The 12,578-nt window shown below is 64.8% G+C and carries 13 protein-coding genes; 4 read left to right on the forward strand and 9 right to left on the reverse strand.

All coding sequences use genetic code 11. From position 1 onward, the window contains the following. Positions 1–17: 17 nt before the first annotated feature. Complete coding sequence (gene corA, locus RN01_RS00240; RefSeq protein WP_008645609.1) at positions 18–980, reverse strand: magnesium/cobalt transporter CorA; 963 nt, start codon at positions 978–980, stop codon at positions 18–20. A gap of 526 nt (positions 981–1,506) precedes the next feature. Next, a complete protein-coding gene (locus RN01_RS00245; RefSeq protein ID WP_024570915.1) occupies positions 1,507–2,391 on the reverse strand; it encodes a DMT family transporter in 885 nt (294 codons plus the stop codon). A gap of 242 nt (positions 2,392–2,633) precedes the next feature. On the opposite strand from RN01_RS00245, the gene pyrF reads away from it, so the two are divergent. Continuing rightward, positions 2,634–3,452: an orotidine-5'-phosphate decarboxylase gene (pyrF, locus tag RN01_RS00250; RefSeq protein ID WP_011517553.1), complete on the forward strand. Its 819-nt coding sequence runs from the start codon at positions 2,634–2,636 to the stop codon at positions 3,450–3,452. Positions 3,453–3,501: 49 nt separating this feature from the next. Here pyrF and RN01_RS00255 read toward each other — a convergent pair whose 3' ends face one another. From RN01_RS00255 to thiL, 3 genes are all read right to left on the reverse strand, one after another. Beyond that, positions 3,502–3,999: a CinA family protein gene (locus RN01_RS00255; RefSeq protein WP_011517552.1), complete on the reverse strand. Its 498-nt coding sequence runs from the start codon at positions 3,997–3,999 to the stop codon at positions 3,502–3,504. Positions 4,000–4,045: 46 nt separating this feature from the next. Further along, positions 4,046–4,618, reverse strand: a complete 573-nt coding sequence (locus tag RN01_RS00260; protein WP_017511796.1) for a phosphatidylglycerophosphatase A — start codon at positions 4,616–4,618, stop codon at positions 4,046–4,048. 97 nt (positions 4,619–4,715) lie between these two features. Further along, positions 4,716–5,693, reverse strand: coding sequence for a thiamine-phosphate kinase (thiL, locus tag RN01_RS00265; RefSeq protein ID WP_024570914.1), 978 nt, complete (start codon positions 5,691–5,693; stop codon positions 4,716–4,718). 259 nt (positions 5,694–5,952) lie between these two features. Between thiL and RN01_RS00270 the strand changes: the two genes are divergently transcribed. From RN01_RS00270 to RN01_RS00280, 3 genes are all read left to right on the forward strand, one after another. After that, positions 5,953–8,277: an NADP-dependent malic enzyme gene (locus RN01_RS00270; RefSeq protein ID WP_017511795.1), complete on the forward strand. Its 2,325-nt coding sequence runs from the start codon at positions 5,953–5,955 to the stop codon at positions 8,275–8,277. A gap of 383 nt (positions 8,278–8,660) precedes the next feature. Then, positions 8,661–9,038 (forward strand): ribonuclease domain-containing protein, encoded by a 378-nt coding sequence (locus tag RN01_RS00275; protein WP_017511794.1) that lies wholly within the window; start codon positions 8,661–8,663, stop codon positions 9,036–9,038. Beyond that, entirely contained in the window at positions 9,035–9,643 is a 609-nt protein-coding gene (locus RN01_RS00280; RefSeq protein WP_011517519.1) for a barstar family protein, read from the forward strand. The genes RN01_RS00275 and RN01_RS00280 overlap by 4 nt, the downstream gene beginning before the upstream one ends. Positions 9,644–9,740: 97 nt before the next feature. On the opposite strand, the gene RN01_RS00285 is transcribed toward RN01_RS00280, so the two are convergent. The 4 genes from RN01_RS00285 to RN01_RS00300 form a co-directional block, all read right to left on the reverse strand. Then, positions 9,741–10,370 (reverse strand): YidB family protein, encoded by a 630-nt coding sequence (locus RN01_RS00285; protein WP_017511793.1) that lies wholly within the window; start codon positions 10,368–10,370, stop codon positions 9,741–9,743. A 17-nt stretch (positions 10,371–10,387) separates the two neighbouring features. Further along, a complete protein-coding gene (locus tag RN01_RS00290; protein ID WP_017511792.1) occupies positions 10,388–11,131 on the reverse strand; it encodes a 16S rRNA (uracil(1498)-N(3))-methyltransferase in 744 nt (247 codons plus the stop codon). Further along, positions 11,131–11,565, reverse strand: a complete 435-nt coding sequence (locus tag RN01_RS00295) for a glyoxalase/bleomycin resistance/extradiol dioxygenase family protein (protein WP_017511791.1) — start codon at positions 11,563–11,565, stop codon at positions 11,131–11,133. The genes RN01_RS00290 and RN01_RS00295 overlap by 1 nt, the downstream gene beginning before the upstream one ends. 65 nt (positions 11,566–11,630) lie before the next feature. Further along, positions 11,631–12,488 (reverse strand): spermidine synthase, encoded by an 858-nt coding sequence (locus RN01_RS00300; RefSeq protein ID WP_017511790.1) that lies wholly within the window; start codon positions 12,486–12,488, stop codon positions 11,631–11,633. Between the last annotated feature and the right edge of the window lie 90 nt (positions 12,489–12,578).

Here is a 12,578-nt window from a genome sequence, read left to right on the forward strand (position 1 = left end):
GGGGACCAGGAAGGCTATCAGCTCAGCCAGCCCTTCCTGCGGAAATACACCAGCGGAATCGCAGCGGACACCGCCATCAGCGCAATCGCCCACGGATAGCCGGCGGCCCAGTCGAGCTCGGGCATCACCTTGAAGTTCATGCCGTAGATGCTGGCGATCAGCGTGGGCGGCATCAGTGCCACCGACACCACCGAGAACAGCTTGATGATCTTGTTCTGGTTGATGTTGATGAAACCGACTGTGGCATCCATCAGGAAGTTGATCTTGTCGAACAGGAACGCGGTGTGGTTCTCGATCGAGTCGATATCGCGCAGGATCTGGCGCGCTTCGTCCTGCTGTTCGGCCGACAGCAACTGGCTGCGCATCAGGAATGACACCGCGCGGCGCGTATCCATGACGTTGCGGCGGATGCGGCCGTTCAAATCTTCCTCGCGCGCGATGGTTTCCAGCACGTCGGCGGCGGCAGCATCGGTCACGTTCTCGGCCAGCACGCGGCGGCTGGCTTCCTCCAGGCGTTCGTAGATCTCCTCGATCGAATCGGCCGAATACTCGGCGTCAGTCGCGTAGAGGTCCATCAGCACGTCCTTGGCGTTGCGCACCGATCCCGGACGCATCCGGGCGCGCAGCCGCACCAGCCGGAACACGGGCAGGTCTTCATCGTGGATGGAAAACAGGACGTCGCGCGTGAGCACGAAGGCCACGCGGACGTTGCGCGAGGCGTCGTCCTCGGCCAGCAGGAAGTCCGTGCGGATGTGGATGTTCTCGTCCTCGCCCTCGAAATATCGTGCCGAGGCTTCCAGGTCGCCCAGGTCCTCGAGTTCAGGCAGGACCACGCCATAGGCTTCCTTGATCCACGCGAGTTCCTCGTCGTCGGGGCTTACCACGTCGATCCAGATGGGCTTGTGCTGCAGCAGCTCGTTGCGCTCGTCGACCTGCTCCTGGGCAAGCCGGCCTTTCTGCAGGACGAACAGGTTGATCATCCCTTGGATTCCTTGTTACTTGGCGGCGCCGCCAGGATGCGTCGATGCATCCCGATGGTGCCGCCGATTGCGCTGGGTCTACGTCGGAGACAGGCGCAGGCAAGGCTCACCAGCAGCGTGATCATGGCGCGGCCGGGCAAGCGTGATCGCGCTGCGACTCAAGGGCCGCTACGCGATGGCGTTTGCCTGCGATTTGCCTGGATATGGCTGGCAAGCCGGGGGAGGGAGGATCCGAACGCGACACGGCAGCCGGTGCGGCGGCCGCTGGGGGAAACGGAAAGACACTCACCCGCAGGTGTCTGCGGGCAAGGACGGCGACGGGCGGGGACTGTGCCCCACACGGATCGACGTTACGCAGCCCGCAGTGACATGGCATTCGACGGTGTCGCAACTTTGCCGCGGCAACTCGAACACCCGATGCTACTGCCCACGTACTTTCTCCGGGATTCTGATGGCCGCGAGTGTAGCCCAACGCGGGGTGGCTTGTTAAGTGAAATCTCGGCAGCGTTGCTGCTCACAAGCCGGTTCACATGCGTCGGCGCAACAGCGGCGCCAGCATGACCGAGGACAGCGCCGCGAACATCAGCACGATGGCCACGTAGTCCTGCCAGTGGGGTGTTTCGCCGAGAAACCACATACCGGAGAACACGCCTACCACGGGAATGAACATGATCGACAGGCTCGAGACCACCGGCGGCAGGCTGCGCGCCAGCGCGAACCAGACCAAATGGCAGTACGCGAAGACCACCACCGCGTTGTAGGCGATGGCGCCCCATTCGATCGCGGTCGGCATGCGCCAGCCACTCTCGAACAGCAGTGTGCCCGCGCCGAGGAATGGCAGCGTGATGGCCAGCATCCAGAACGTCATGGCGCCGATCGGCACGTCGGTGTGGGTACGCTTCATGAGCTGGGTGCCGAAACCCCAGCCGGCAGCGGCTACCAGCATCAGCAGCGTGCCGGCCGGGCTGCCGGTCAGCGCGGCAATCTCGCCCGAAAGCAGCAGGACCGTGCCGGCCAGCGCGCAGCCAATGCCGATCCAGGCCGACAAGGCAATACGGTCACGGAAGATCACCAGGCCCCAGACCACGGCCCAGATCGGCATGGTGTAGCCGAGAATTGCCGCACGGCCCGATGACAGCATCTTGACCGCGCAGATGGCGAACAGATGCCAGATCACCATGTTCGGAATCGCCAGCTTCAGGACCGTGCCCCACGCCGCGCGCGGCACGCGCAGGGAGTCACCACGGACGGTCAGCGCCAGCCCCAGCGCCACCAGCCCGCCGGCCATGCACAGCAGCCGGAAACCCATGGCCGGAAAGTGCGCCACGCCCAGCTTCATGATCGGCCAGTTAATGCCCCAGGCGAGGGTCAGGATGACGAGGAGGATGAGACCGCGGCGGTCGAGTTTCATGAATCGGGAGACAGGCGGCGTGCGGACGTCCTGCAACCCAGGCGTCGCCGTCGCTCTTTTTAAGCGGAAGCTGCAAACAATATCACGCCAACAGGTAAAATTGCCGCCAACGTCCCATATGCTGCAGTGCGGAACCTGTCCGGGTGCCGTTGCAGCCAACCGGTCGGCACCTGCCCGCGTTATGCTGTGTAGACACTGGTTCACAGCCGGGCCGCCGGCTTCACCCGAATTCCGAGCATCCCATGACTTTTACCGAGCAGCTGTCCGCCGCGTGGCAGCGTAACGATTCCCTGCTGTGCGTCGGGCTTGATCCCGACCCGGCCAAGCTGCCGCTGTCCATGACCGGTACCGGCGGCGCGATTTTCTCGTTCTGCCGCGAAATCGTCGATGCCACGGCCGACCTGGTCTGCGCGTTCAAGCCGCAGATCGCCTATTTCCACTCGCAGCGCGCCGAAGACCAGCTCGAACAGCTGGTCGAGTACATCCATGACGCGCACCCCGGCGTCCCCGTGATCCTCGATGCGAAGCGCGGCGATATCGGCTCCACGGCGGAGCACTATGCAATTGAGGCCTTCGAGCGCTACAAGGCCGATGCCGTGACCGTCAGCCCGTACATGGGCTTCGATTCGATGTCGCCGTATCTGGCGTATCCGGGCAAGGGCGTGATCGTGCTGTGCCGCACGTCGAATCCCGGTGGGTCTGACGTGCAGTTCCTGCAGGTCGACGGCAAGCCGCTGTACCAGGTGGTGGCCGAAGCCGCACGCGAACGCTGGAATACCAACGGGCAGATGGGTCTGGTGGTGGGCGCGACGTTCCCGAACGAGATCGCCAAGGTCCGGCAGATCGTCGGCGACATGCCACTGCTGATTCCGGGTATCGGCGCCCAGGGCGGCGACATCGAGGCTACGGTCAAGGCCGGCCGTACGGCCGACGGCACGGGCATGATGATCAATTCGTCGCGGGCCATCCTGTACGCCAGCCGCGAGAAGGACTTTGCGCTGGCAGCGCGAAACGTGGCGTTGCAGACGCGCGAGACGATCAACCGCTATCGTCACGGCTGATCCGCGTGAACGGTTTTCCCTTTCCCAGTCGTGGGAGAGGGGAGCAGATTCAGGCTTCGTTGCGAATCAGTTCCAGCAGGCCGCGCATCGCGTGTTCGGCAGCCTGGCGGCGGATCTGGGCGCGGTCACCCTTGAAGCGCTGCGTTTCCGTATGTGTGGTGATGCGGTTGCTCCAGCCGAAGCAGACCATGCCAACCGGTTTCTCGGGGGTGCCGCCGCCAGGGCCGGCTACCCCGGTGATGGCCAGCGATACCTGGGCGCGGCTGTTCAGCAGCGCGCCTTCGGCCATCGCCCGCGCCACTTCCTCGCTGACCGCGCCATGGTCTCGGATCAGTTTGGCCGGCACCCCGACCATCGTCGTCTTGGCTTCGTTCGAATAGGTCACGAAGCCGCGCTCGAACCATCCCGAAGACCCAGAAACATCCGTGATCGCGGCCGCGACTAGCCCGCCGGTGCAGGACTCCGCGGTGGCAAGCATGAGCGAGCTTTCCGATAGTGCGGCGCCGGCCTGGATGGCAAGCTGGTCGAGCAGTCGGCTGACGGACATAACGGCGGTTCCTGAAATTCCCGGGGTGTTTCGGTGTTTCTGCGTGTCAGATCGAACGCCACAAGGCGAACACGAGCAGCGTATAGAACGCCGCGAAGATGTCATCGAACATCACGCCGAAGGCGCCGGTAAAGCCCGGGCCCTTGAGCGTGCGATCGTAGTAGCGGATCGGTGCCGGCTTGACGATGTCGAAGAACCGGAACCACACGAACGCGGCGAACTGGCCCCAGAAGCCCGTTGGCATCACGAACAGCAGCACCAGCCAAAACGCCACGATCTCGTCCCAGACCATGCTGCCGTGGTCGTACACGCCCATGTCGCGTGCCGTACGCAGGCAAGCCCAGATGCCGATCACGAAGCCGCCGGCGATGATCCACAGCCAGGTGGTCGGATCGATCCACTTCGAGATCACGATGAACGACAGCCAGCCGAGCAGCGTGCCGACGGTGCCGGGGCTGACCGGCGACAGGCCAGAGCCGAATCCAAGCGCAATCAGGCGGGCCGGGTGGCCCAGCATGAACCGGCCGGTTGGCCGCGTGACCTTGACGGTCTGGCCGGCTTCCAGCGTGACGGGGTCAACGGGGTCGCTCGGCGCGGCCCCCGGGGGATAGGCGGACATCAAGGATTGGCTCGTCAGTCTTATAGGTTTCGGGGCGCACTTTCAGATATTTCTCCCGCGCGCATGGGGGATCATGACATGGGTTGCGTGCCGCGTGTCAGGGCGCGGCGAAATGATCGAACGAGGCGCCCTTGAACACGTAGGGATTGCCTTCGCGATCCACCAGGCGCAGGCCCGCCTCCGGTGTGATGGATCCGACATGCGTGAGCGGCAGGTGAAGCCGGCGCGCGATACCGGCGATGGTTTCGCGGGCGCCCACCGGCGCCGTGAAACAGAGTTCGTAATCGTCGCCACCGGCCAGCACGCAGGCGCGCTGGCATTCTTCCGGCTGGGCGCCAAGAATCTCCGAGCGCGGCAAGGCATCGACATCGACAATTGCGCCGACCGATGAGCGTTCAAGGATATGACCGAGATCGCCGATCAGCCCGTCCGAAATGTCGAGTGCCGCATGGGCCACGCCGCGCAGTGCCAGGCCCAGCGCCACACGGGGCGTCGGCATTTCCATCCGGGGACGGATCAGTGTGAAGTCGGGCTCGGGCAGCAGCCATTCGCCGCGGCAGTCGCCCAGGGCCAGGCGCGCATCCCCGAGCGTGCCGGAGATCCAGATATCGTCGCCGGGGCGCGCCGCGTCGCGCCGCAGCGCCTGACGCGGGGGCACGTCGCCGAACACCGTGATCGACAGCGTCAGCGGACCCTTGGTCGTGTCGCCGCCGATCAGTTCGCAGCCGTGGTCGTCGGCCAGCGCCAACATGCCGGCCGCGAATTCGGCAAGCCAGCCTGCATCCGCCTCGGGCAGCGCCAGCGCCAGCGTGAATGCGCGGGGTTCGGCGCCCATTGCCGCCAGATCGGACAGGTTCACGGCCAGGGCCTTGTGGCCCAGTGCGCGCGGTGAAACGTCCGGGAAAAAGTGCCGACCGCTGACCAGCATGTCGGTGCTGATGGCGAGCTGATGGCCCGGCCGCGCCTCGATCAGCGCGCAGTCATCGCCCACGCCCAGCGCGGCCTTGTGGACCGGGCGCGTGAAATAGCGTCGGATCAGGTCAAACTCGGAAAGCGCGGGGGAGGATTCGGGCATGACGGGGCGGGGAACCTGGGAGGAAACATGCCGCGGAAATTCCGCTGGAGACTCGGCTGGTAAAGCCCATCGGCATGGGGCATATTGTACCGAAACGCAAAGGTGCCCCAAACAAAAGGCTTATTGTGAAATACTATTTCACAATATAAAATGCACACTTCCAAAAGCGCCTACAGCGGAGACAGCGGGTTCGTGGAGCCGGCCCGCGCTCAATCGCCAGCGTTATTCAGTGCGGCTCCACCGATCGGAAGATGCGCAGATGACAAGCCCTCAGCAGTCCCCGTCCCAAGACGATCTGAAACAGCAGCAGCGTGAGGCGCTGCGCAAGGCCGCGCTCGAGTACCACGAGTTTCCCACCCCCGGAAAGATCTCGGTCACCCCGACCAAGCCGCTGTCGAACCAGCGCGACCTGGCTCTGGCCTATTCGCCGGGTGTGGCGGCAGCGTGTGAGGAAATCGTGGCCAATCAGGCCAATTCGTTCCGCTACACCGCGCGTGGCAACCTCGTGGCCGTGATCACCAACGGCACCGCCGTGCTGGGTCTGGGCGATATCGGCGCGGCCGCGTCGAAGCCGGTGATGGAAGGCAAGGCCGGCCTGTTCAAGAAGTTCGCCGGCATCGATGTGTTCGATATCGAAGTCGACGAGAAAGACCCCGAGAAGCTGGTCGACATCATCGCCTCGCTCGAGCCGACGTTCGGCGGCATCAACCTCGAAGACATCAAGGCGCCGGAGTGCTTCTACGTGGAGCGCAAGCTGCGCGAGCGGATGAAGATCCCCGTCTTCCACGATGACCAGCACGGTACCGCGATCGTCGTGGGCGCCGCCGTGATCAACGGCATGCAGGTGGTGGGCAAGGACATCTCGAAGGTGAAGCTGGTGGCCTCGGGCGCCGGCGCCGCCGCACTGGCCTGCCTGGACCTGCTCGTCGACCTGGGCCTGCCCATCGAGAACATCTGGGTGACGGACCTGGCCGGCGTGGTCTACGAAGGCCGTACCGAACTGATGGACCCGGAAAAGGCGCGCTTCTCGCAGAAGACTGACAAGCGCAAGCTGGCCGAGGTCATTGAAGGCGCCGACATTTTCCTGGGCCTGTCCGCCGCGGGCGTGCTGAAGCCCGAGATGGTGCAGAAGATGGCCGACAAGCCGCTGGTGATGGCACTGGCCAACCCGAATCCGGAAATCATGCCGGAACTGGTCAAGGAAGTCCGCCCGGACGCCGTGATCGCCACGGGCCGCACCGACTATCCGAACCAGGTCAACAACGTCCTCTGCTTCCCGTTCATCTTCCGTGGCGCGCTCGATTGCGGCGCCACGACGATCACGCGTGAAATGGAAATCGCCGCAGCACACGCGGTGGCGGAGCTGGCGCGCCAGGAGCAGAGCGATATCGTCGCGTCGGCCTATGGCATCCAGGACCTGTCGTTCGGCCCCGAATACCTGATTCCGAAGCCGTTCGATCCGCGCCTGATCGTCAAGATCGCGCCGGCCGTGGCCGAGGCCGCCGCCAAATCGGGCGTGGCATCGCGCCCGATCGAGGACATGGACGCGTACCGCCTGCAATTGCAGCAGTTCGTGTACCACTCGGGTACGCTGATGAAGCCGATCTACGCGGCCGCCCGCAAGGTGCAGAAGGAGAAGAAGCGCATCGTCTTCGCCGAGGGCGAGGAAGAGCGCGTGCTGCGTGCGGTGCAGGTGATCGTCGACGAGAAGCTGGCCAACCCGATCCTGATCGGCCGCCCGGCCGTGCTGGCTCACCGCATCGAGCGTTTCGGCCTGCGCCTGCGCATGGGCGAGGACTTCACGGTGGTGAACCCGGAGCACGACGAGCGCTTCCGCGAATACTCGGACGCGTACTACCGCATGATGGCGCGTGAAGGCATCACGCCGCAGTACGCCAAGCTGGAAATGCGCCGCCGTACCACGCTGATCGGCGCGATGCTGGTCAAGAAGGGCGAAGCCGACGGCATGATCTGCGGTACGGTCAGCACCACTGCGGCCCACCTGCGCTATATCGACCAGGTCATCGGCGGCACCAATTGCGTGTACGCCGCAATGAACGGCCTGGTTCTGCCCGGCCGCCAGATCTTCCTGGTGGACACGCACGTCAACGTCGATCCCACCGCCGAGCAATTGGCCGAGATCACGATCATGGCTGCGGAGGAGCTCAAGCGTTTCGGTATCGAGCCGAAGGTGGGTCTGCTGTCGCACTCGAACTTCGGTACGTCGGAAGCGCCGTCGGCACGCAAGATGCGCGACACGCTGAAGATCCTGCGCGACCGCGCGCCAGACCTCGAGGTGGATGGCGAAATGCATGGCGACAGCGCGCTCGACGAAAAGCTGCGCGATTCGCTGGTGCCGGATAGCGCGCTCAAGGGCGAAGCCAATCTGCTCGTGTGCCCGAATATCGATGCCGCCAACATCTCGTACAACCTGCTCAAGGTGGCGGCTGGCAACAACGTGGCGATCGGCCCGATCCTGCTGGGCGTGAAGGCGCCGGTCCATATCCTGACGCCTTCGGCAACGGTGCGCCGTATCGTCAACATGACCGCGCTGGTGGTCGTGGACGCGGCAGCCAAGGTCTGAGCGGACGAAGCGTTTCAGCCTTCTTGATGCAGTGCCAAAAAAGCCGGGTTCGCCCGGCTTTTTTCATGCCCGCATGATCTCGCTGCTTGCGAGGTTAGTATGCGCACACATATCGATAACATGTTGAAACAATTGAAGAAAACCGGCGGGCAAAGGCGCAGGGATTGATTAATGATGGACATGCGCGTAACCTTACGCCTTTGAATGCGGGCGTTCGCCTGAAGCGTGCGCCGGGCCTGCGAGGGGTGATTAACAGGTGCCGGAGTGACCCGCAAATAACATTTCGCCAACTTTTCGATAACGTGGGTTCCCGGATTTTGTCGAGTCAGTCGCAGCGGCAGTCACATTGGCAGTCCCTGAGCCTGGCCCGAAGCCTGGGCCACGTGCTGGCGGGCGCGGCGATATCCATCGCGCTGACTTTGGCGCCGCAAGGCGCTATGGCCAGGCAGTCGCCCGACGACGTGCAGGGGGTGGTGGGAACCATCGCCGCACAGCAACTGCCCAACGAGGCACGGCAGACGCTGGAGCGTATCGAGGCCGGTGGGCCGTTCCCGTATGACAAGGACGGTTCGCGCTTTGGCAACTACGAGCGCAGCCTGCCGCAGCAATCTCGCGGGTATTACCGCGAGTACACCGTCAAGAACAGCAATAGCCGGAACCGGGGAGCCAAGCGGATCGTTTGCGGTGGTGATCAACGCGCCGCCAACGACTGTTATTACACGGAAGACCACTACAACAGCTTCAAACGGATAACCAAATGATGACTGACATTTTCGGATTGGGCGACGCCCTTGCCGCCCGCGAGGAGCGCGGCGCCGGAGATGGCTGGCAAAGGGCCCACCATCAGGCCCAGAACCTATACGACAATGTGCTGATGATGCCGCGCCAGGATCTGCCGCATCGACTTCCGCCCGCATGCGCGCCCGCCATGGTGGCTTGCGATGACAACGGCACCAATGAGGGAGCCATGAACCTGTTCAAGACGGTGCGTCCAAACATCGTCCAGTCGATCCGCGCGTTCCGCGTGCCGGAGCTGGCCCAGGCAGCCGCCGCACTGAATCAGCACTTCCTCTATGCGAACTGCGCGGATTGCGCCAGCAAGGCCGAGATCCTCGAGCGCATTGCCACCGAATTCACCTTCCCGAAGCATTTCGGCAAGAATTTCGATGCATTGTCCGATTGCCTGACGGACATGATTTACAAGGCCGGACCGCAACCGGGCTTTGTGATCGTGCTGGAAGGCCTGCCGATCGCGCAGAAGTTCGACAAGGAAGCGCGCGAGGTACTGCTCGACGTGTTCCGCGATGCCGCCGAGTTCTGGGGCGAGCGCAAGGTGCAGTTCCGGGTGTTCTACTCGTTCGCCTGAACGGATCTGGCGGTGCTCCAGGCGCACGGTCGGCGCCGTGTTCCGGTCAAAAAAATGCCCGCTGTAAAAGCGGGCATTTTTGTTTGCGGTGCCGATGTTACGCAGCCGGCGGTACCGCTCCATGCGGCGTCAGCCGGTCGATCAGCTCGGGCAGGCCTTCGCTGAGGCTTGAAGCCACGTCGTCGGCCGACAGCCCGGTTTTCTCCGCGAGCGACTGCAGCGCACCCGTACCGCCCAGCGCGGAGGACAAATCCGACGCGCTCACGGCCTGGTTCGCGCCCGTGCCAATCCACGAATCGACTTGTTGACCCAGACCCGCTTGCGCCAGGACGTCTCGCAAGGCGCCGATGCCGCCCGCGGCCGCGCCCATCGCTTGCGCCGAATCGCCTGCGCCGCCCTGGCCGCCAAGCAGGCCGCCGAGCAGCGAGCCGAGATCCAGTCCACCGGCGGCCGAGGCACCGCCACCGGCAGCGCCAGCGCCACCAAGCAATCCGCCCAGCACACCGCCAAGTCCACCGAGTCCGCCCAGGCCACCGGCGCCCGCATCCGCACCCGCGGACGCCGCGCCACCGTCTGCCTCCTGGCCCTTGTGGCGCATCGCCATCATCGCCAGCAGGCCCAGCGCCATCATCATCTTGGGATTCAGGCCGCCTCCGGCCTGTTCGCCGTGCTGGCCGCCGCCCAGTTGGCCGAGCACACCGCCCAGCACGCTATCGAGTAGTCCCATGTTTGACTCCTTCTAGGTCAAAACCCGCCAAGGATGGCGTTCAGTGTCGCCAGGCAGGTCAGCCCGGCGGTTTCCGTTCGCAGAATGCGCGGTCCCAATGACACGCCGATAAAACCGGCTCGGCGTGCGCGATCTTCTTCTTCCGGCGACAAGCCGCCCTCGGGCCCGATCAGCAACGTCACGCCGCCGGCGCGCCATGCCTCGCGCTCGGCTTGCGCCAGTTCGGGCAGCGATGCCGATGCGCGTGGCGAGAGCAGCAGCCTTGCAGCAGTGGCCGGCACGTTGGTCAGCCATGACTCCAAGTTAGCCACGGGCGCCAACGCCGGCAAGCGATTACGGCCGCATTGTTCGCAGGCGGCCTCGATCAGTGCCTGCCAGTGCGCCTGGCGCTTGGTGGCGCGCTCGCCGGAAAGCCGGACGACGGATCTGGCAGCCTGAAGTGGCTGGATGGCGGATACACCGAGTTCCACTGCCTTCTCGATCAGCCAGTCCATCTTGTCGCCCCCGGCAAGCCCCTGGGCGAGCGTGACGGCGAACGGGGTTTCGGCTTCCGAGGCGTCGTGGGTGCCAAGCGTCGCACTAGCGTGGCGCTTGCCGATCTCGGTCAGCGTGGCCGGGTGGCTCCCGCCCTGGCCGTTGAACAGGGTGATGGCGTCACCGGGCGCCAGGCGCAACACCTGGACATGGCGCACGACGGCGTCGGGCAATTCCAATACGGTGTCCGCGGCGAGCGCCGCATCGACAAAAAATCTGGGTGGCATCAGGGAGTGGGTTTGGAATCCGGGGTCTTGGGCAGCGGCGTGGCAAAGCCCCAGCGGTAGCCATCGGGATCTTCGACCATGCAGTACCGGTCGCCCCAGAACTGGTCGGCGGGCGGCGTGACGCTTGCGGCGCCAGCGGCCACGGCCCTTTCGTACATCGCATCAACGTCGCCGCAGTAGACATAGAACGTTTGCGGGGCTTCCACGCCTAGCGACCGGGGTGTGCGTGCCGTGCTGCCCCACGCGCCCTCGGGCGCAAACATGACCACTAGCTGGCCTTCGTAATGCATCTCGGCGTGCATGGGCACGCCGTTTTCATCGACGACATGGCCGGCCGCGAAGCCGAAAGCCCGCGTATAGAAATCCAGTGCGGCGCGACCGCTGGCGACCGTCAGATAGGGCGTAAGCCAAGGCGTGTTGGGCGGTCTGGACATGATGATCTCCCGGATGGAACGAATCTCGTCCCCGCGCTGCGTGGCGCGAGGCGCGTCCGTGCATGTTACGCGGGACGGCTGCCGCTGTCGAAGATCGCCTGCACGTGTCGCGGATGGACGAACAGGGCGGGGTGCAGGTACGCGTGATAGGCCCGCAGCTTGTGTTCGAGCTGCCACTGCTGCAGGCGCGCCGCGATCTTGTCGGCGGGCTGCGCGGCGATATCGAGCGCGTCGCTGGCCAGCGCAATGCCCCACAGCGCGCCATAGGCCGGGACGAAGGTCGTCAGCGGCGCGACATGCCGGAACACATGCCGCAGCCGTGCCAACAGCCGCCGCGCCGTTTCCGGCCGATGCAGCGGCGGCCCCAGGTGCAGCGACATCGCGCCGCCGGGCGCCAGGCAGCGGCGCGCGGTTTGCAGGCCATGCGGGGAGAACAGGGCGGCAGCAGGGCTGCCGTCGTCAGCTTCGGTCAGGTCATAGACGATCAGGTCGAACTGGCGTCCGGCGCGCGCGAAGGCTTCCATCAGGCCAAGTCCTTCGCCGATCGCCAGGCTCAGGCGCGGGTCGCCGGGTTCGTCGAGCGCGCCCTGGTGGATGCCGCGCAACCACTCCCGCGCCAGCCGCACCACCTCGCCGTCCAGTTCGGCCACCACCACCTCTCGCATGGTGGGGATGCGCAGCAGTTCGAATGCCGATCCGCCGTCGCCGCCGCCCACCACCAGCGCGCTGCGCGGCGCGCCATGGGTGGCGGCCATTGGGGCCACCATCAGCTCGTGCTGGATCCAGGCGTCGGCTTCGGTGCTCATCACGCGGCCATCGAGCCGGAAGATCCGGCCAAAATGTGCGCTTTCCCCGATTTCTATCTGCTGATAGGGGCTGCAGGCGGCCGCTAGCAATGTGATTTCGCCTAGCGTGGTGCCCACGCCGGGTATCAACCATTCGGTCCAGGCCTGAGTCCCCCTTCGGAGTGCCGGATCCGTCCCGGGAATTCCCCCTGCTTCTGCTAAAATTGC

This window comes from Cupriavidus sp. SHE (assembly GCF_000812445.1).
In the GTDB taxonomy this organism is placed as follows: domain Bacteria; phylum Pseudomonadota; class Gammaproteobacteria; order Burkholderiales; family Burkholderiaceae; genus Cupriavidus; species Cupriavidus metallidurans.

Bases quoted from the DNA above. Each gene is read 5' to 3' on its own strand.
- RN01_RS00255 (WP_011517552.1), bottom strand. From the start codon at position 3,999: ATGTCCGTCAGCCGACTGCTCGACCAGCTTGCCATCCAGGCCGGCGCC.
- RN01_RS00285 (WP_017511793.1), bottom strand. From the start codon at position 10,370: ATGGGACTACTCGATAGCGTGCTGGGCGGTGTGCTCGGCCAACTGGGC.
- RN01_RS00245 (WP_024570915.1), bottom strand. From the start codon at position 2,391: ATGAAACTCGACCGCCGCGGTCTCATCCTCCTCGTCATCCTGACCCTC.
- thiL (WP_024570914.1), bottom strand. From the start codon at position 5,693: ATGCCCGAATCCTCCCCCGCGCTTTCCGAGTTTGACCTGATCCGACGC.
- RN01_RS00280 (WP_011517519.1), top strand. From the start codon at position 9,035: ATGATGACTGACATTTTCGGATTGGGCGACGCCCTTGCCGCCCGCGAG.
- RN01_RS00270 (WP_017511795.1), top strand. From the start codon at position 5,953: ATGACAAGCCCTCAGCAGTCCCCGTCCCAAGACGATCTGAAACAGCAG.
- RN01_RS00295 (WP_017511791.1), bottom strand. From the start codon at position 11,565: ATGTCCAGACCGCCCAACACGCCTTGGCTTACGCCCTATCTGACGGTC.
- RN01_RS00260 (WP_017511796.1), bottom strand. From the start codon at position 4,618: ATGTCCGCCTATCCCCCGGGGGCCGCGCCGAGCGACCCCGTTGACCCC.
- corA (WP_008645609.1), bottom strand. From the start codon at position 980: ATGATCAACCTGTTCGTCCTGCAGAAAGGCCGGCTTGCCCAGGAGCAG.
- pyrF (WP_011517553.1), top strand. From the start codon at position 2,634: ATGACTTTTACCGAGCAGCTGTCCGCCGCGTGGCAGCGTAACGATTCC.
- RN01_RS00290 (WP_017511792.1), bottom strand. From the start codon at position 11,131: ATGCCACCCAGATTTTTTGTCGATGCGGCGCTCGCCGCGGACACCGTA.